At 32.7% G+C, this 19,393-nt stretch carries 13 protein-coding genes; 4 read left to right on the top strand and 9 right to left on the bottom strand.

The features are described 5' to 3' along the window. Positions 1 to 310: 310 nt before the first annotated feature. Positions 311 to 1,021 carry a hypothetical protein gene (locus V6246_RS06180; RefSeq protein ID WP_341559630.1) on the top strand — a complete coding sequence of 237 codons (711 nt, stop codon included), beginning with the start codon at positions 311 to 313 and terminating at the stop codon, positions 1,019 to 1,021. Between the two features lie 24 nt (positions 1,022 to 1,045). Here V6246_RS06180 and V6246_RS06185 read toward each other — a convergent pair whose 3' ends face one another. Continuing rightward, positions 1,046 to 3,289 (bottom strand): efflux RND transporter permease subunit, encoded by a 2,244-nt coding sequence (locus tag V6246_RS06185; protein ID WP_341559631.1) that lies wholly within the window; start codon positions 3,287 to 3,289, stop codon positions 1,046 to 1,048. A 198-nt stretch (positions 3,290 to 3,487) separates the two neighbouring features. On the opposite strand from V6246_RS06185, the gene V6246_RS06190 reads away from it, so the two are divergent. Beyond that, positions 3,488 to 4,309 carry a hypothetical protein gene (locus V6246_RS06190; protein WP_341559632.1) on the top strand — a complete coding sequence of 274 codons (822 nt, stop codon included), beginning with the start codon at positions 3,488 to 3,490 and terminating at the stop codon, positions 4,307 to 4,309. A gap of 554 nt (positions 4,310 to 4,863) precedes the next feature. On the opposite strand, the gene V6246_RS06195 is transcribed toward V6246_RS06190, so the two are convergent. From V6246_RS06195 to V6246_RS06225, 7 genes are all read right to left on the bottom strand, one after another. After that, positions 4,864 to 7,134, bottom strand: a complete 2,271-nt coding sequence (locus tag V6246_RS06195) for an aconitate hydratase (protein ID WP_341559633.1) — start codon at positions 7,132 to 7,134, stop codon at positions 4,864 to 4,866. Positions 7,135 to 7,435: 301 nt separating this feature from the next. Next, positions 7,436 to 10,213, bottom strand: a complete 2,778-nt coding sequence (locus V6246_RS06200) for a bifunctional aconitate hydratase 2/2-methylisocitrate dehydratase (protein ID WP_341559634.1) — start codon at positions 10,211 to 10,213, stop codon at positions 7,436 to 7,438. Positions 10,214 to 10,448: 235 nt separating this feature from the next. Then, positions 10,449 to 11,585 carry an acyltransferase family protein gene (locus tag V6246_RS06205; RefSeq protein ID WP_341559635.1) on the bottom strand — a complete coding sequence of 379 codons (1,137 nt, stop codon included), beginning with the start codon at positions 11,583 to 11,585 and terminating at the stop codon, positions 10,449 to 10,451. Between the two features lie 25 nt (positions 11,586 to 11,610). Beyond that, positions 11,611 to 12,564 carry an AAA family ATPase gene (locus tag V6246_RS06210; protein ID WP_159017749.1) on the bottom strand — a complete coding sequence of 318 codons (954 nt, stop codon included), beginning with the start codon at positions 12,562 to 12,564 and terminating at the stop codon, positions 11,611 to 11,613. 4 nt (positions 12,565 to 12,568) lie between these two features. Further along, on the bottom strand, positions 12,569 to 14,038 hold the full coding sequence (locus tag V6246_RS06215) for a peptidylprolyl isomerase (protein WP_445818987.1): 1,470 nt from the start codon (positions 14,036 to 14,038) through the stop codon (positions 12,569 to 12,571). Continuing rightward, the gene (locus V6246_RS06220; RefSeq protein ID WP_341559637.1) at positions 14,001 to 14,855 is read right to left on the bottom strand and encodes a peptidyl-prolyl cis-trans isomerase; all 855 of its coding nucleotides are present in this window, start codon (positions 14,853 to 14,855) and stop codon (positions 14,001 to 14,003) included. Before V6246_RS06220 ends, V6246_RS06215 begins: the two co-directional genes overlap by 38 nt. A 3-nt stretch (positions 14,856 to 14,858) precedes the next feature. Next, the gene (locus V6246_RS06225) at positions 14,859 to 16,811 is read right to left on the bottom strand and encodes a peptidylprolyl isomerase (protein WP_341559638.1); all 1,953 of its coding nucleotides are present in this window, start codon (positions 16,809 to 16,811) and stop codon (positions 14,859 to 14,861) included. A 136-nt stretch (positions 16,812 to 16,947) separates the two neighbouring features. Here V6246_RS06225 and V6246_RS06230 point away from each other — a divergent pair, with 136 nt between their 5' ends. Further along, the gene (locus V6246_RS06230; protein ID WP_341559639.1) at positions 16,948 to 17,184 is read left to right on the top strand and encodes a hypothetical protein; all 237 of its coding nucleotides are present in this window, start codon (positions 16,948 to 16,950) and stop codon (positions 17,182 to 17,184) included. A 9-nt stretch (positions 17,185 to 17,193) separates the two neighbouring features. Here the strand turns inward: V6246_RS06230 and V6246_RS06235 are convergent, their stop codons facing one another. Next, complete coding sequence (locus V6246_RS06235; RefSeq protein WP_159017754.1) at positions 17,194 to 18,261, bottom strand: hypothetical protein; 1,068 nt, start codon at positions 18,259 to 18,261, stop codon at positions 17,194 to 17,196. Positions 18,262 to 18,487: 226 nt separating this feature from the next. Between V6246_RS06235 and V6246_RS06240 the strand changes: the two genes are divergently transcribed. After that, positions 18,488 to 19,384 (top strand): ABC transporter ATP-binding protein, encoded by an 897-nt coding sequence (locus V6246_RS06240; RefSeq protein ID WP_159017755.1) that lies wholly within the window; start codon positions 18,488 to 18,490, stop codon positions 19,382 to 19,384. The last annotated feature ends 9 nt before the right edge of the window (positions 19,385 to 19,393 follow it).

Here is a 19,393-nt window from a genome sequence, read left to right on the forward strand (position 1 = left end):
TTTTTTGTAAAAATACAGTTTCTACTATTTATAATTTTAGTTTATAGGAAGAAAATAATGCTGTGCTATTTAATTACAACATAAGAATCATCTCCTAATGTATGTTATTATCTGCTTACTGACATTTAACTGATTTCTCTAAAACAGCTAAATCTATTTGCCTTTAAATTGAAACTTCTCTCTACTATTTTCAAAATCTAGACGAACAACATTTCTGTAGTAAAAAACCACTTTAAATATCAGAATTTTAATTATATTTTTTTATTTTCATAAAATATTTCTCCTGAAAGCTAACCAAAACCAAATTATCATGAGTAAATTACATTTCACACTCACTTTGTTACTATTATTATTTTACACACTATCGCCAGCCCAAGTAGGAATTGGCACCACTAGTCCTGAAGCGATGCTAGATGTAAATGGGACTTTTAAGTTAAGAAGTACTATTAACGAAAGTGACATAAACATAATAAAAGAAAATATTTTAGTCACCTCAAGCTCGGGCATGGTTAACACCATAATGTCTTCTGACGTTATAGATGCAGCATTGCCAACTATGGTTAAAGCTTCATTTTCTTCGGCTGGAGACATAAGTCATATTTTATCTCTTGGTGCCTGTACACTCCAATTTAACCAAGAAGAAATCGATAACAACAATGAATTTGATACTTCTACAAATACTTATACAGCTAAACAAGGAGGTGTTTATACCATCGGAGCTCAAGTAAAATTAAATACATCTTTAATTGCAGTTAATACCGATATTGGTATAGGTATCTACAAAAATGGTACTTTAATTGCTGAACAACGTTTTATAAGCGTTATCGTAAGTATACCGTTAGGTAGTGACATCGAAGTTTCTTCGCCAATAAGATCTGTTACTGCAACAACAGATTTAGCTACAGGTGACAGCATTGAATTTAAAATAACAGCCATAGATATTCTCGGAATCCCCTTATCTTCCATAAGTATTCTTGGTGGCAATGTAGAAAGTTTCTGTTCCATCTACCAAATAAGATAACCCACAACAATATTTAAGTTCTGTTTAAAGAAACTTTTTAAACCATTTTAATATAACTATCGGAGCCAGAACTAAATCTACAAATAAGGTTATAATCACAATAAGCCCTACTAGTAAACCGAGTATAAAAATTTCTAACGATCCTGAACTCATTAAAATAAAAAAACCACCAACCAGAATAATACTCGTAGCCAAAATAGCTTTTCCGCATTCTAAAACCGCTGTTTTTATAGCATAGTCTACGGAGCCTCCTTTTTTACGTTCCCATTGAAATTTACTTAAAAGATGAATGGTATCATCAACTGCAATAACAAAACCAACAGTAAAAATAAGCGCAATTTCAGCTCTTAAATCTACTTTAAAAAACCCCATAATTCCAGCCGTTATAATCAACGGAATTAAATTAAGGAATACAGCTAAAATACCTAAAGCCATATTTTTGTAAACTATTCCTAAAGTAATAGACACAATTATTATGGCAATCAAAAGTCCGAAAAATGTATTTTCTATACTTTTTTCTTGAGATATATCGATAAGCATATCGATACCAGATAGCCTTGCCTCTATAGGCTTATCATCTATTAAATTATTTACATGTTGCAAAATATCAGTATGGATGGCATCAATATCATGCTTTCCAAAATCTTTCATTTGGGCATTAAATTTAAAAATAGTTCGGTTTTTATTAGCTAAATAATCTTTCTTTAAAAGTGAAGCTAGTTCCTTTTCATATTTTTTGATAGTCTTAGAGTCTAACGGTAACGGCCTTTCTTTATAGGTATTTGGATAATACGCCTGACTCATAATTTGATAATAATTTACAGGCGATTTTACATCGTTTAAATTAGGATGTTCCGCTAGGTAATTATCAATAGCATAAACCGTTTCTAAAAGTTCAGGCTCATTTAATTTCTTTTCATTTTTAGATGAAAGTACAAGCTCGAACGTACGAGAACCTCCAAAATTATTTTCGAAGAATTTATAACTGCTGTATAAATCTGTTTTTTCAGGAAATGAATAATGACTTCCATTTGTACTAATTAAAGTCATTCCATAACAACTCAGAGCAAGAACTACAGCAAACCCAACAAGTACCGTGTTTTGATATTTATAAATTAAATCTAGCTTTTCAAACAGCTTCGCAGATAATACCGTAAACGGTTTACTGATGGTAAATAGATTTCCCTTTTTTAGACCGCTAAAAAATATAGGTAAAAAGATAAGCGTTAAAACAAAGGTTAAAATCACTAAAACAGCCGACTCAACTCCAAAATTACGCATTGCCTGCATGGGAGACATATACAATACTAAAAAACCAACTGCTGTTGTAAACGATGTGATTAAGGTTGTAAACCCAATTTCGCTTAACGCATTTTTGGTTGCTTGCTTAGATGATAATCCTTTTTTAGCTTCAATATCATATTTTATACACAAATGAATAACATCGGAAACCGCTACAATTAAAATAATAGTTGGAAATAAATTAGACATGGTACTTATAGGTCTCTCCAAAGTAACCATACCTCCCAAAAACAAAACAATAACCACAACAACCAACACTATGGGAAATAAAATAGCTGCTGGTTTTTTAAATATGAAAATTAAACTCAGACATAAAAAAATAGAAATCCAAAAACTAAATGTCAGTATTTCTTTAATAAGAATGTTTTTAAACGAAACATCAATAACTTCTCTTCCCCATAAAAACGTGGTAAGTTCGCCGTAATCGGTTCTTAACGCATTAATATCGCTTATTAATTTATCTAAGGGTTTAGTCTCTAAGTTTGGCTCGGTTTCTATCCATAAAAACAACGCATCGCCTTGTCTATTAATAAAGCTTTTGGGTAACTCATCGCCTAAAATTTTCTTTTTATTATAGGCTAATTTACCGCTATCTTCAATTTTTAAATACGGTACACCAATAATACCAAACATACTTTTTATTGGGTAAGACAGCGTTAGCAAACTATTTATCTTTTTTATATTCGGAATCTGTTTTAAGCTATCGGTTAGCGCTTCTATTTTATTAAGAAATTCCAAATTGAAAACAGAATCTTGATGTTTAACGCCTAATAGAATTAAATTATCCTGACTAAAGAACTCCGATTTCATGTCTTGATAAAAAGTGTAATCGGCATCATCTTCATGAAAAAACTGAGATATATCGGTATCTACCTCTATATTTGGCGCTTTTATTGCCGCAAACGCTACGAGTAAAACTAATATTACTATGTAGATATACCTGTATTTTAAGAGCTTCTCAATCATAATTAACTATACCAATTTCGCTTAGAGCATACAAGATACGAAGCACAATTTTACTTTAATAGATATTTACTCCATTCTACTTAAAATAGCGGGATTTTTATTGAAAAGAAACCAATAGATTGTTCTAATTTTGAAGCTTATTATTAAGCAAGTGGATATTCTACTGTAACACATTTGCATCAAATAAATAATAGTAAAATGATAGAATTATTATTCGTAATTAAATTACTAGTTGCTATAACCTTTGTTATCGGCTTATCTATACTTGCTGAAAATGTAAGCCCAAAAGTTGCCGGTATTTTATCAGGATATCCAACGGGATCTGCCATCACTTTATTTTTCTTTGGCTTAGAAGTTAGTCCTGATTTTGCAGCAAAAAGCGCTGTTTATAATATGATGGGCTTAACGGCTGCCTTAACCTTTGTTTATGTGTATTACATAGCCTCTAGATACTTTAAAAGGTTTAATATTTTGCTATCTTCTTTATCGGCTATAACGGCGTACTTTACTGTAGTTTCAATATTAAATTTTATTGAAATTAATAAATATATAGCCATATTGATCCCAATTACTTTCTCCTTTTTGTTTATTCGTCTTTTTAAAAGTATTGAAAATATTAACATAAAAACTAAGGCTAAACTTAATTATAAAATTCTTTTTGTGCGCGCCTTTTTTGCTGCTCTAATTATTTTAGTGATTACTAGCGTACCCAAATTTGTTGGACCAACTTGGGCAGGACTTTTCTCCGCCTTTCCGACAACATTATTTCCGCTTATGCTGATAATTCATTTTACATATTCTAAAGAACATGTGCATACCGTGATAAAAAATGTTCCTATTGGTATGTTTTCATTAATAATTTATTCCCTTGTTATTTCTATAGTTTATCCACTTTATGGAATTTATGTTGGTACTCTTATTTCGTTTGGAGCTGCTACAGTTTATCTTCTTGTTTATAAGAAAATAAGAAGTGTTTTGGATAAGCGCGAATTGAAAAGACTATCTAAAATAGGAGAATAAAATGGAGACTATAATTCGATGAAAGAAGAACTCACGTAATATATACCGGATAAAAAATGTGTGATATCTCACATTGTCGACATGACTTTAAGAGCTGTTTTAGGATAAACAATTGATGTTTTTTTTGATATTAAATTAGAACTTCTAAACATATACTTTAAAACAAGGTCTAAAAATACAAATTCAAAACGTACAAAATTAGTTTGTCATTTCGACGAAAGGAGAAATCAAATAGTAAATGAAGGATAAAAATGTGTGATGTCTCCTGTTGTCGACATGACTTCCGAACATTTTTATAAGATTGAAAATTATATAATCTAAAACTTAAAATAATAACTCCTTCTGGCCAATACGCCCGCGTTAGGGATTGGAGAGAAAAGCCCACAGCCTGACGAAGGAAGTGCGAGGACTTGCAACGGAAAGCCCGACCTAGGTCCTGATTTTTTTTTCAGGACCTAGGTAACGCCCAAATACCAATTCTAAAACAGGAAACAGTTTTAAAACAAAAAATCCAGCTCGAAAGCCGGATTTTTAATTATTATGATTTTAGAAAACTATGCTCCGTTTTCTTTTTTAATTAAGTTTAAGGCAGAACCTTCGTTATACCATTCAATTTGCGCATCGTTATAGGTGTGATTCAATTTAATAACATCTTTACTGCCATCGGCATGAACAACTTCTAAGGTTAATTGCTTGTCTGGTGCAAAAGCATTTAAGTCTGTGAAGTTGAACGTATCATCTTCTTGAATTAAATCGTAATCGCTTTCGTTAGCAAATGTTAAACCTAACATCCCTTGTTTTTTAAGGTTTGTTTCGTGAATACGTGCAAACGATTTTACAATTACAGCGGCAACACCTAAATGTCTTGGCTCCATGGCTGCATGCTCACGAGACGATCCTTCACCATAATTATGGTCTCCCACAACAATAGTTTTAATTCCTGCTGCTTTGTAAGCGCGCGCTGTATCTGGCACACCTCCAAAATCGCCTGTTATTTGGTTTTTAACAAAGTTAGTTTTTTGACCAAATGCATTAACGGCTCCAATTAAACAGTTGTTTGAAATATTATCTAAGTGCCCACGGAAACGTAACCATGGTCCTGCCATAGAAATATGGTCGGTGGTACATTTGCCAAAGGCTTTTATTAATAATTTTGCACCCGAGATATTGTTACCAAGCGGTGTAAAGGGTGTTAATAATTGTAAACGCTCCGAATCTTCGGCTACTTTTACTTGTACGTGGCTACCATCGGCTTCTGGAGCTAAGTATCCGTTATCTTTTACTTCGAATCCTTTTGGTGGTAATTCCCATCCTGTTGGCTCATCGAACATCACTTCTTCACCATTCTCATTAATCAACTTATCCGTCATTGGATTAAAGTCTAAACGACCTGCAATAGCAATAGCAGCTGTAATTTCCGGAGATGCTACAAAGGCATGTGTATTTGGATTTCCATCGGCACGCTTAGCAAAGTTTCGGTTAAACGAGTGTACAATGCTGTTTTTTGGTGCGTTTTTAGGATCGCTATATCTTGCCCATTGGCCAATACATGGTCCGCAAGCATTTGTAAATATTTTTGCATCTAGGTTTTCAAAAATCCCTAGGATACCATCACGATCTGCTGTGTAGCGTACTTGTTCTGATCCTGGGTTTATACCTAGTTCTGATTTCATTTTTAAACCTTTATCTAAGGCTTGTTGTGCTATGGATGATGCACGAGATAAATCTTCATAAGATGAGTTGGTACAAGAACCAATTAATCCCCATTCTACTTTTAAAGGCCACTCGTTAGCGGTTGCTTTCTCGTTCATGTCTTTACCTACTGGCGTAGATAAATCTGGCGTGAAAGGTCCGTTTAACAATGGACTTAATTCTGATAAATTAATTTCAATAAGTTCATCGAAATATCGTTCTGGGTTTGCATACACTTCAGCATCTCCAGTTAAATGTTCTTTAACGGCGTTTGCAGCATCTGCAACATCGCTTCTATCAGTGGCGCGCAAATAACGCTCCATAGACTCATCATAACCAAAAGTAGAGGTTGTAGCACCTATTTCGGCTCCCATATTACAAATGGTTCCTTTACCTGTACACGACATTGATGTTGCTCCAGGTCCAAAGTATTCTACAATAGCTCCTGTTCCTCCTTTTGCAGTAAGAATTCCGGCTACTTTTAAAATAACATCTTTTGGTGCTGTCCAGCCTGATAATTTACCAGTTAACTTAACACCTATTAATTTCGGGAATTTAAGTTCCCACGCCATTCCGGCCATAACATCTACTGCATCGGCTCCACCAACACCAATAGCTACCATACCTAAACCACCAGCGTTTACTGTGTGAGAATCGGTACCAATCATCATCCCTCCTGGGAATGCATAATTTTCTAAAACAACTTGGTGAATAATTCCTGCTCCTGGTTTCCAGAAACCAATACCGTATTTATTTGATACAGATTCTAGGAAATTAAAAACCTCACTACTCACAGAGTTGGCGTGCTTTAAATCTGTTGCTGCACCATCTTTAGCTTGTATTAAGTGATCGCAATGCACCGTTGTTGGTACTGCGACTTTAGTTTTTCCGGCTTGCATAAATTGCAAAAGTGCCATTTGTGCTGTTGCATCTTGGCAAGCAATTCTATCTGGCGCAAAATCTACATAATCCTTACCTCGCGAGAATGCCTTCGAAGGATTTCCATCCCAAAGGTGAGAATATAAAATCTTTTCAGAAAGTGTTAATGGTTTGCCTACAATGCCTCGTGCTTTGTCTACACGTTCTGCCATTTTGGTATAAACCTCCTTAATCATGTCGATGTCAAATGCCATAAAATATTTGTTTTTTTGTTATTTGAATTTTAATTACTACAATGTACAAAATATAGAATTATTATAATCATATTTTCACATTTTGATAACGTTAAATAATTCTAAAACAATATGAATTGTTCTAAATTTTTAACTCCAAAAATTAATAAAATTAAAGACATAAATATGTCTTCACTCTAACTTCAAATTTAAAATATTACAATTGTTTTTATTGACTTGAAAAAAAATATAGTTAACTCTATAAAACAAAAAAGCCTGAATCTAAGATTCAGGCTTTTAATTATAAAAATTATGCTTTTGATTATCTAACCAATTGCTTTGTTGAAGGTTTAAACTTCGTTAAAACAATACCGTCTACAGCAGCTTCATATTCTGCCATAGTAGGAGTTCTACCTAAAATTGTAGATAAAACTACAACTGGAGTAGATGATAATAAAGATTCACCTTTTTTCTCACCAGTATCTTTTACAACTCTACCTTGGAATAAACGTGTAGATGTTGCCATTACTGTATCTCCTGGTTCTGCTTTTTCTTGGTTACCCATACAAAGGTTACAACCCGGACGCTCTAAATACAACATGTTTTCGTACTTAGTACGTGCTAAACCTTTTGGAGCGCTATCATCAAATTCAAAACCTGAATATTTTACTAAAACATCCCAATCGCCTTCTGCTTTTAACTCATCAACAATGTTATAAGTTGGTGGAGCAACAACTAAAGGTGCTTTAAATTCAACTTTACCATATTGAGCCTCAACATTCTTTAACATTTGAGCTAATATTTTCATATCACCTTTGTGAACCATACAAGATCCTACGAATCCTAAATCTACTTTTTTAGTTCCTCCGTAGTAAGATAATGGTCTAATGTTATCATGTGTATAACGTTTAGAAACATCTTCATTATTTACATCTGGATCTGCAATCATTGGTTCTGCGATTTCATCTAAATCGATAACAACTTCTGCATGATATTTAGCGTTTGCATCTGGTCTTAAAGATGGTTTGATACCAGTTTTAAGTTCAGTTATTCTTGTATTTGCTTTATCAACAAGACCTTTAAGCACTTGTTTTGTATTGTCCATACCTTTATCAATCATGATTTGGATACGACCTTTTGCAATCTCTAAAGATTCAATTAAAGTATCATCTTCAGAAATACAGATAGAAGCTTTTGCTTTCATCTCTGCAGTCCAATCTGTGAATGTAAACGCTTCATCTGAAGTAAGTGTACCAATATGAACCTCAATGATTCTTCCTTGGAATACGTTTTCTCCTCCAAATTGCTTTAACATTTGAGATTGTGTAGCGTGTACCACATCACGGAAATCCATATAAGATTTCATTTGTCCTTTAAAAGTAACTTTTACAGATTGTGGAATTGGCATTGAAGCCTCACCTGTAGCTAATGCTAAGGCAACGGTTCCTGAATCTGCTCCAAAAGCAACACCTTTAGACATACGTGTGTGAGAATCTCCACCAATAATGATATCCCAATCTCCTACTGTAAGATCGTTTAATACTTTATGAATAACATCTGTCATTGGGAAATACTTCCCTTTAGGATCACGACCGGTAATTAAACCAAAATCGTTCATAAAGCTCATTAATCTCGGAATGTTAGCCTTAGACTTATCATCCCAAACAGAAGCTGTATGACAACCAGATTGGTAAGCACCATCAACAATTGGAGAGATAACTGTAGCAGCCATCATCTCTAATTCTTGAGATGTCATTAAACCTGTAGTATCTTGAGAACCTACAATGTTTACTTCTACACGAACATCTGAACCTGCATGCAATACTTTACCAGGAGTAGTTCCAACAGCATTTTTGTTGAATATTTTTTCAACAGCTGTAAGACCTTGTCCTTCAATAGAAATTTCTTTTGATGGTGCATATACAGGTACTACATCTACACCTAAAACTTTAGAAGCAAATGTTTGTAATTTTTTACCAAAAACAACAGCGTAAGAACCACCTGCTTTCATAAACTCCATTTTTTGTGGTGTAAATGCTGCAGAAATATCTTTTAACTCTTTATCTCCGTTATATAATTTTTTCTCTTTTGTATTAATAGTAAGTACAGTTCCTGTTTCTACAGAATACTCTTCTTTTAAAACTGGTTCCCCATCTTCATCACGAATAGTATTTCCTTCTGCATCTTTTTGTTGAACCCAGTTTTTAAGGTCTAAACCAATACCACCAGTTACACCAACTGTAGTTAAGAAAATTGGAGAAATCCCGTTTGTTCCAGCAATTACCGGAGCAATATTTATAAATGGTACATATGGGCTAGCTTTTATACCTGTCCATAATGCCACATTGTTTACACCAGACATTCTTGATGAACCAACTCCCATTGTTCCTTTCTCAGCAATTAACATCACTCTTTTATCAGGGTGTTGTGCTTGTACTGCTTTTAATTCGTTTTGTTGCTCTATGTTGTGCTCAAATAAACACTGACCGTGTAATTCTCTATCTGAACGTGAGTGCGCATCTCCTCCTGGAGATAATAAATCTGTAGAAATATCACCAACTCCAGCAATAAATGTTACAACATCAATTTTTTCGTCAATTTCTGGAAGCTTTGTAAAAAATTCTGCTTTAGCATAACTTTCTAAAAGTTCCGTAGCAATAGCGCTACCATTTTTAAACGCTTTTTCTAAACGCTCCATATCTGCCTCGTAAAGAAAAACTTGCGTTTTTAATACTTTTGCAGCTTCTTGAGCTTTAGCATCATCGTCACCAAGTGCGATATCTAGTAACACACCAATAGAAGGTCCACCCTTCATGTGTGATAATTGTTCTAAAGCAAAAGCAGGAGTAATTTCTTCTACTACTTCTTCACCAAGAATAATTTCCTTTAAAAACTTAGCCTTTACAACAGCAGCACTCGTAGTTCCAGGTAAAACATTATAAATAAAGAAATTTAGAGAATCTTCTCTATATTCATTATTCACATCTTTAATTTGCGCAATAATTTCGCTAAGTAATTCAGCGCCATCTATTGGCTGTGGGTTAAGCCCTTGACCTTTTCGTTCTTCGATCTGCTTAATGTAATTCTTATAAGTATTCATGAAAGAAATATTTACGGTGTTAGTTTAGGCTCGAATTACCAAATTCAGAGCCCGATAGTTTATTTAAGTTTAATTTTTTAAGTCTTGCAAACTTAAAAAATTTAAAGCAAAGTTTTAAAAAGAAACAACGTAATACAACAACTAATTATAGTTTATTATTATAATGCCATTTTAAATTAATATGACTATTTATATTTCACGTTTTTAATAAAAAAAATAGTAATATCTTAAGTAATTAACAAAAATACTTGTTAATAAATCGCGAATTCCTAAAAGTCATTATTGGTTTTTCGAAATACGTATAAAGTAAGTAGGAAAAAAAGAAAGAAGCCCCCCAGTAGAACACTAAAATCATCACTTTTTCAATGCCCGAAAAGGTTTCAACGTTAAATATTCGCTGTAGCGGAAGTAAAATTAAAGAGTAATTTAAAAGATACAGTGCGTAAGAAATTAAACTAATAAAAGTGATTTGTTTTTTGAACACAATACCTTTTTCCCAATTGGAAAAAACAGGAAATAATAAGAGCAAACTAATAGATAATAATGGCAAATAAAAAACAGTGTAAAATAACGGATGTGTTTGTGGTTGACAATTGAAAATAAAGATGAAACCATGCATGACAAAAAATAAAATAAGCCCACAAATAAAAGCACTTGTTTTATACCGATTCCATAGCAAACGGCATTTAGAAAAAAGATAAGCCGCAAAAAAACCGTAATAAATACTATCTATTCGGTATACAACTACCTTTCTAACTTGATGGCTCCATGTTTTATAAGATGATATATCATTCTCGAAATAAAATAATAAACGCGCCAAAAACACAGCGAGAATAACAACCAAAGTTACTAAGAGAAATAAATTGTTTTTCGCTACCGATTTACTAAACGGGATAGCCGCTAAAAGCAAAACAGGAACCAAAAGGTATGCAAACTCTTCGATAGATAAACTCCAAGACTCTGTAAAAAAGTCGGGCATAGCTGTTTTAAAATTTTGAATAAAAAGAAAAAAACTACCGATACCTGCTATAATTTCTTTATTAAAAAGATAAAACACGATGATGTTTAACAGAAGGACTAGAAAATAATTTGGCAACGTTTTAAACCAACGCCTAACCCAAAATTGCATAAAATCTCTAGGTGTCGTTTTATTATTATCAATATTTTTGATAATAATACCACCAATAAGAAATCCACTTAACACAAAAAAGAGATCCACACCAATAGCACCAAAAAATTGGACTATGGTAATTATAAAATGAGATTCATTTGGAAATAATAACAGCGTGGAATGCGAACATAACACGAGTAATATGGCTGTAGCTCTAACAATGTCTAATCCAAAAATTCTATGCTGTACATTTATAGACATGAGTTAGAATTCTTGTGTAAAACGTTTAGAACAAACTCTTAATAATATCCGTTTCTGAAATGCCTTCGGCTTCGGCTTTGTAATTTTTAATAATACGGTGTCTTAAAATACCTTCTGCAACAGCTTGCACATTTTCTATATCTGGAGAAAATTTACCATTTACAGCTGCATGTGTTTTGGCTGCCAAAATTAAATTTTGAGAAGCTCTAGGTCCGGCACCCCAGTCTAAATAATTTTTAACTATTTCTGGAGCCTGATCACTATTTGGTCTTGTTTTACCAACCATAGCAACAGCATATTCTATAACATTATCTGCAACAGGAATACGACGGATTAAATGCTGAAAATCGACAATTTGTTGTGCAGAAAACAAGGCATTAACCGTAACCTTATTATCATTTGTAGTTGATTTTACTACCTGTACTTCTTCTTCAAAAGTTGGGTAATCTAAATTAATAGCAAACATAAAACGATCTAACTGTGCTTCGGGTAACGGGTAAGTTCCCTCCTGCTCAATTGGGTTTTGAGTTGCTAATACAAAATAAGGTAAATCTAGTTTATAATGATGTCCTGCAACAGTAACAGCACGTTCTTGCATAGCCTCTAAAAGTGCAGCTTGTGTTTTAGGTGGTGTTCTATTTATTTCATCTGCTAAAATAATATTAGCAAAAATAGGGCCTTTTATAAATTTAAAACGACGATCTTCATCTAGAATTTCACTACCTAAAATATCACTAGGCATTAAATCTGGAGTAAACTGAATACGTTTAAAATCTAGACCTAAGGCTTGTGCAATAGTATTTACCATTAAGGTTTTTGCTAATCCAGGCACACCAATAAGTAAGGCGTGACCTCCAGAAAAAACAGAAATTAAAATTTGGTTTACAACCGCATCTTGACCTACAATAACCTTGGCAACTTCAGTTTTTAATGCTTTAAATTGTTTTACAAATTGTTCAATGGCAGCTACATCGGACATAGATTTATTTTTTTAACCAGTTACTAGAAAAATCGCAATCTCTAAATTTAGATCCAATCTTGATATAAGTATCTGCAATTTTCTCTGTTTGCCAATCTTCGATTGCTTTAATTTTCTTCTCGTCTAAGGCAAGTTCTCTAATTTTTAAGTAATCTCTAGCATAATTAGCTTCATGCTCATTGATTCTATCGGTTACTCTTAATATTTTAAACTTAACGTTTCCGGTTCTGTCTTGCTCGGTTAAAACTAAACTAACTTCGCCTTCTTTTAAATCTTGAATTTGAGAATATAATTCTGTATCTAATTTAGTTAATTCGAAGTTATAATCTTGAGTCGCTGGATTAATTAATTGTCCACCATCGTTTCTAGTTTCTTTTTCATCACTAGCTTCACGAGCGGCATCTGCAAAAGTAATTGCGCCACTTTCAATACGTTCTCTTACTTTTTCAAGACGTTCTTTAGCCTCTGCTATAGCTTCAGTAGAAACTTTAGGTGTTAATAATATATGACTTACATCGTACTCTTGACCTCTAATTTTATCTACGGTAATAATATGGTAACCAAAATCTGATTTAAATGGTTCTGAAATCTCTCCTTCTTGAAGTGCAAAAGCTACTTGACGAAATTCCTTAACCATTCTAGGCTTCTTCTTGTTTAGTGTATATTTTCCACCACGACTAGCCGATCCAGGATCTTCAGAATACAATACCGCTTTAGAACGGAAACTTGCACCTTTTTCAATAATGTCTGCCTTAAACTGCTTTAATCTATCTATTACACGTTGCTCCTCTTCATCTGAAACTTTAGGTTCCGAAACAATTTGAGCTACTTTAAGTTCTGTTCCAAATGTTGGACGATCTTCTTTAGGTATTTTAGAGAAAAATAAACGAACTTCTTCTGGAGTAACTTCAATTTCCGAAACAATTTTAGCTTGCATTTCTTGAGCTAATTTATTCTTCTTATTAATTTCGAACATTTCTTCACGAACTGCTTTCTCAGTATCCTTTTCATAAAGAGCCAATAAACGCTTCATGTCACCATTTAGTTCAGCTAAAAACTGTTCCATTTGGTAATCTACCATACTACGGATTTCAGCATCAGAAACTATAATACTATCTTGTATAGCGTGGTGCGCATACAATTTATCTTCTAGCAACTTACCAAATAACTGGCAAGACTCTATATCTTTTATATTAACACCTTGTGCTTCTAATTGTAAATACGTTTTATCTACATCAGATTCTAACACAATAAAATCACCAACTACAGCAGCAACCGCATCTACCTTTTGCTTTTTGTAATCGCTTGGAACATCACTTTTAGTGTTTTGCACTAAGCTTGTAGAGTCTACTTTTGCAACAACATCCTCTTCAATAATTTCTTGTGCAAATGCTGCGTTTCCTAAACATAGTAAAGCAACAGTAGTAAATTTTAGGTTATTTATAAATTTCAAATTCTTTATTTTTAATAGCATCCTTAGTAATGTCTTTTTCTAATTTTTTAATAAGTTCTAATTTACGTCTATTTCTAACAATTTGATTAATTGTTGGCGTTACAAATTCTAGCGGCGCCGTATCATTTCGTAATAAAACATCATTAATTTGCATCAAATATACTCCTAATGAATCTTTGAGCTGTACAAAATTAGATTTTTTTAACAGTTGATTTTTATTTTCGGGTGTAATCGCAGGAATTTTACTAATAACTTGGCTTGCTTTTATCCAAATGGTGTCGTTTAAGGAATAAGATTTAAACTGAATAGACATAGAATCGAGTTCTCTTTTATCCGTTTTATTAAAACGCTTGAATTTTTTCTCAATACCGCTGTAATCAATAATGTTTTCATCTACATGAATATATCGAAATTGCAGTAATTCTTCATTCAATTTAAAAACATCCTTATTTTTATTATAATAAGCTTCTGCCATGCTTCGGTTAACAACCGTATCTAGGTTTCTACTTACCAAAGCTTCAATATATGCCTTAGTGTATAAATCCGTTTTATACTGTTTCACCAACTTATCAAAACCCGCTTGTTTTTCTTCACTTAAATTAAGCAAAGCACCATCTAGAAACAATTGCTTTGTTGCCCAATTATTAATATAGTTTTGCACTAAAACAGCACTATCTTCTTTTGTGCTTGCTTCGGAAACTAATTGAGATACATCCTCCTTATATAGGTACGAATTATTTACCCTAGCAATAGGTTCACGATTTTCTTCTTCTTTCAACGAGAAATCGCAAGACACCATAAATGATGCTAAAAGGACTAAAATTATTATTTTCTGCATCTATTATTTTTCTATTTCAGATTTCACCTTTTTCAAGATATCTTTATTAACAACTACTTTATATTTATCGGCTAGCGATTTTACCCATTTGGCTTCTTTTTCATTTTGATAATCTGAAATTACAGCACCTTTTGCTTCTTCTAAAGTTTTTTCAGTTTCTGGAAGAATATCTTTTACCTGAACCACTTCGAAAGCATCGTTATGTTTAAAAATTTTAGACATCCCTTTCTTGAACTTAAACCCTTTTGGAAGCGCCTGATGTTCGGCATCCATAATGCCTGATGTGAAAATAACTTCTACACTATCATTACTATTTACTAAATTTTTAATACGATCTAAAGACATATTTTCCTCTAGCAATTTAGAAACCTTTTTCAGCGTTTTTTGTTTAGTTGAAGAAGCAACAACGGCATCAATTCTTTCAGGTAAAATATAATTCTTTTTATTTGAATTATAGAACTCCTGAATATCTAAAGAATCGGTTTTTGAAGCATTCCAAATAGTATTTTCCATTAAATCGAAAAGTAACAAACCATCGCGATACTCGTTAACAACATTCGCGAATTCTGAGTTTACCTCTTCTAAATGCGTTTCGTGATACTCTACTAAACTTTTATTAAAAAACTCAGTATATTTTTCTGAAACAATATGATTAAAGGGCGTGCTCTCACGAAGATTACGTTGCGTTTTTACAAGATGGTTTCCAAAATCTTTATAAGTGTAATTTGTTTTACCAATGGTAAATAAAATATTATCGGCTTCAAAATTTGATGGTAACTTCCATTTACGCTTGTAATAATCTGCATTTAAAACCGAAACAAAATAATCGAGATTGGGTTGCTCATTATTTAAGTTATACGTTTTCTTTAACTTGTTATACAAAGCATCATCAATACGTTTAGAGCGCTCATCACGTTGAACTTTTTGAACCAATTCCGTTTTAATATCTTTAAAATCTGCAACAGGCTTCTTGTTATATAGTTTAACAATGTGCCAACCGTACTGTGTTTTAAATGGTTTTGAAACCGCCCCAACTTCATCCAAACTAAAAGCAACTTCTTCAAATTTCACAGTGCTTAACTGACCTCCAGAAAAGGGAGGCATTAATCCACCTTTTGAAGCTGAACTTTTATCATCTGAAAACTGTTTTGCCAAAGCCTCAAAATCTTCACCTTGATTTATTTTTTTATAAATATCTTGAATTCTAGTTTCCGGGTTTTCGGCAGTAACATCACCTTCCTTATTAACCACCATAATATGCGCAACCGTGCGTTCGCCACGAGATTCACGCTTATCCTGCACATTAACAATATGGTATCCAAAACGCGTTCTAAAAGGTTGAGATGTTTCGCCTACTGCAGTATCAAAAGCAGCATTCTCAAAGGCGTAAACCATTTTAAATCCATTAAACCAACCTAATTGTTCTGCAATTACTGCTTTGCCATCGGCTGTTTGCGTCATTACATTTCCAAAACCTTCATTTAAAGTAGTTTCACGTAATTTGGTAATTTTATTAAAGGCAGCTAAAGTATCTATTGGAGAAGCATCTTCAGATAATAAAACTAAAATATGCTGTGCTTTTACATCATTAGAAATACGATGGTAAGCCTCCTCAACTAAAGCTTCGGTAACCGTATTATCGGTCATGAAGTTTTTAGCTAATTGTTTTCGGTAGGTTAATAGTTCGCGTTTATAACTTGCTTTTTTATCTAACCCGAGCGTTTTAGCTTCCTTTAACTTTAGCTTATAGTTTGTAAAAAGTTCCAAATAAGCATCGACATCTTTTTGAGATTCATCTTGAACTAAATCTAAGTTCTTGTTGTAAACATTCATAAATTCAGATACATAAACTGGATCGCCACCAACCTCTAGTAACACCTCTTTATCTGCAGTTTGAGCATTCAATAAAAAACAAAAAAAGAACGGAATTTGAATAAAAAAATATTTAAACTTCATTTGAAAATATAAATTTTTAATAAAAACAAAAATAGTAATATAAAGCTATAAAGCAAGTTGCTTTAACAAACGTTTAAAAAACATAAATATTACACTTTTTGAAGTATATTTGAACCAGAAAACCACAACAATAAGCATGCGTAAACTTAAACTTATCTGGGATTTTAGAGGGCCAAACGGGCAACGAACAGCAGAACATCACCTTATTCATTTAAAAGAATACATTGCCATAGAAAAACTAGACATTAGTATTACTGGTGTTGAAATTTTAAGCGAAATGCACGCAATTGCATTTTTAGTTGTGGATGAGGCTGATATGAAACCTATTCGCGATGCGCTAAAACCACACCGAGGACAAGTTTATACAGCCTAAGTAAACCTTTTAATTGTTGTAAAACCCTTTTGGATTAACATTTTCGTAATTATGGGTTAAAAACCTAAGCGTATTCTTTAAAATATCGCCCATGTTTTTACAGTTTTTAAACTCAATATCTTGTGTGTAATCGAATATTTTAGACTTTAATAAAGTAATATTCTCTTCGTTAGAAATAGTATCTTCATACATACAGGTTAGCAACTCTTCAATTCTATCTTTAAAACTTTTTAATCGTTTTACTAAAATAGAACGCTCTTCAATTTTGTATTGATCTATGGAGAATTTCTGAACGCGTTTAGTCACCAATTCTACCATTTTAAAGTTCTCTTTAAAAAACTGAGGTCTGTATATATTTAGCTTCCCTTCGTAAGATTGCTGATCGAAATCTATAGCACGAATTTTATAAACTACGTGGTCAAAATCGTGTGTAGGCACAATAACGTAATTGTAAGATCGCATGTCTCCCAAAAGCCTAATCATGCAACGCTCATTAAACTTCACAAACTCTTTAGCAATTTGAGTTTTTTCAGAATTACTACATTTTGGTAAAAAGTTTTTTATAAACTCATCACCAGGTATTCCTGCAATATGTTCTTCTATTAAGGTGTTTTCGTAAACTAGAAAATTCAAATTATACGGCGAAAGCATATGCTCTAATTCTAAACCATAAACACGAGAAGCATCGGCCGTTTTAATATAGAAGTAAGTATAATTATCATTTAAAACATTACGGATTTTTATACGGAAAGGTTTAGAGTTTCCGAAGGTGCAAAAATCTATAGCATCAACACTTAAGAATTGAAAAATATTCTCATTTCCATCAGAATGCAAAATGGTATATACTTTTTTTAGAGATTGATCAATTTCTTGACGCTCAAACTCATTATAATATACTCGAATCCATAGCGTATCATTATCATCTTTATCATAAACCACTATCGAACCTTGAAAACGTAACAAATCATCATAAAAAATTGGAATTTTTGTATTTCTATTATATTCCAAAAGGTAATTATGTAATTTTTCAGTAATCGGAAACGATGGTTTCCTCTTAGATATTTTTAAATCTTCCATAGCATGTAAATATATCTAAAAATAAAATATTTTCGGCTAATTAAAATAATCTACTCACTTTATTATTCATTCATATTAAAAATGATTAAAATTAATAATGATAATGCTATTCCTTATATTTTAATCTTTTATTCCTTTTCTTGTAACAAATTAGAAAACGGGTCGTCGTACTAAAAAACTAACACATGCCAGCGCTTTAAAATGCAGGCTTTAAAAACTACATAGTTTGGAATCTATATTAACCATCAAGAATCTCACCAAAAAATTCGGTTATTTAACAGCCGTTAAAGATTTATCTTTCACCATTAACAAAGGCAATGTTTACGGCATTTTAGGTCCAAATGGCAGTGGAAAATCGACCACTTTAGGTATTGTTTTAAATGTAGTAAATAAAACAGAAGGTAGCTTTCATTGGTTCGATGGTAACACCTCAACACACGATGCTTTAAAAAAGGTAGGCGCCATTATTGAACGCCCGAATTTTTATCCGTACATGACGGCTGCACAAAACTTAAAACTGGTTTGTAAAATAAAAGGTGTTGGGTTAAATAAAATTGAAGAAAAACTAGAAGTTGTTGGGCTTTTAGATCGAAAAGACCATAAATTCAGCACCTATTCTTTAGGTATGAAACAGCGTTTAGCTATTGCTTCTGCCCTATTAAACGATCCTGAAATACTAATTTTAGACGAACCTACAAATGGTTTAGACCCACAAGGTATTCACCAAATTAGAGAAATTATAAAACAAATTGCAGCCAAAGGCACTACTATTTTATTGGCTTCCCATTTATTAGATGAAGTTGAAAAAGTTTGCTCGCATGTTGTTGTTTTGCGAAAAGGTGTGAAATTATATTCTGGTCGTGTAGACGAAATGATTTCTAGCCATGGCTTTTTTGAATTGAAATGCAATAAAGAAACTGAACTGATTGCTTTTATTGAAAAGCATCCATCATTCTCGAATACAAAAACCGATAGTGGTTTAATAACAGCTTTTCTTAAAGAGCCATTAAGTTCGGAAGATTTTAATAAACAACTTTTTGAAAACGGTATAATCCTTACCCATTTAGTGCAGCGTAAAGAAAGTTTAGAAGAGCAATTTTTACAATTAACAGATAACAACTAATACAACCAA

Origin of the sequence: Algibacter sp. TI.3.09 (assembly GCF_038154905.1) — a bacterium.
In the GTDB taxonomy this organism is placed as follows: domain Bacteria; phylum Bacteroidota; class Bacteroidia; order Flavobacteriales; family Flavobacteriaceae; genus Algibacter.

Coding starts and splice junctions, on each gene's coding strand:
- V6246_RS06180 (WP_341559630.1), top strand. CDS start 311: ATGAGTAAATTACATTTCACACTCACTTTGTTACTATTATTATTTTAC.
- V6246_RS06200 (WP_341559634.1), bottom strand. CDS start 10,213: ATGAATACTTATAAGAATTACATTAAGCAGATCGAAGAACGAAAAGGT.
- V6246_RS06205 (WP_341559635.1), bottom strand. CDS start 11,585: ATGTCTATAAATGTACAGCATAGAATTTTTGGATTAGACATTGTTAGA.
- V6246_RS06225 (WP_341559638.1), bottom strand. CDS start 16,811: ATGAAGTTTAAATATTTTTTTATTCAAATTCCGTTCTTTTTTTGTTTT.
- V6246_RS06210 (WP_159017749.1), bottom strand. CDS start 12,564: ATGTCCGATGTAGCTGCCATTGAACAATTTGTAAAACAATTTAAAGCA.
- V6246_RS06185 (WP_341559631.1), bottom strand. CDS start 3,289: ATGATTGAGAAGCTCTTAAAATACAGGTATATCTACATAGTAATATTA.
- V6246_RS06190 (WP_341559632.1), top strand. CDS start 3,488: ATGATAGAATTATTATTCGTAATTAAATTACTAGTTGCTATAACCTTT.
- V6246_RS06220 (WP_341559637.1), bottom strand. CDS start 14,855: ATGCAGAAAATAATAATTTTAGTCCTTTTAGCATCATTTATGGTGTCT.
- V6246_RS06215 (WP_445818987.1), bottom strand. CDS start 14,038: ATGCTATTAAAAATAAAGAATTTGAAATTTATAAATAACCTAAAATTT.
- V6246_RS06230 (WP_341559639.1), top strand. CDS start 16,948: ATGCGTAAACTTAAACTTATCTGGGATTTTAGAGGGCCAAACGGGCAA.
- V6246_RS06235 (WP_159017754.1), bottom strand. CDS start 18,261: ATGGAAGATTTAAAAATATCTAAGAGGAAACCATCGTTTCCGATTACT.
- V6246_RS06195 (WP_341559633.1), bottom strand. CDS start 7,134: ATGGCATTTGACATCGACATGATTAAGGAGGTTTATACCAAAATGGCA.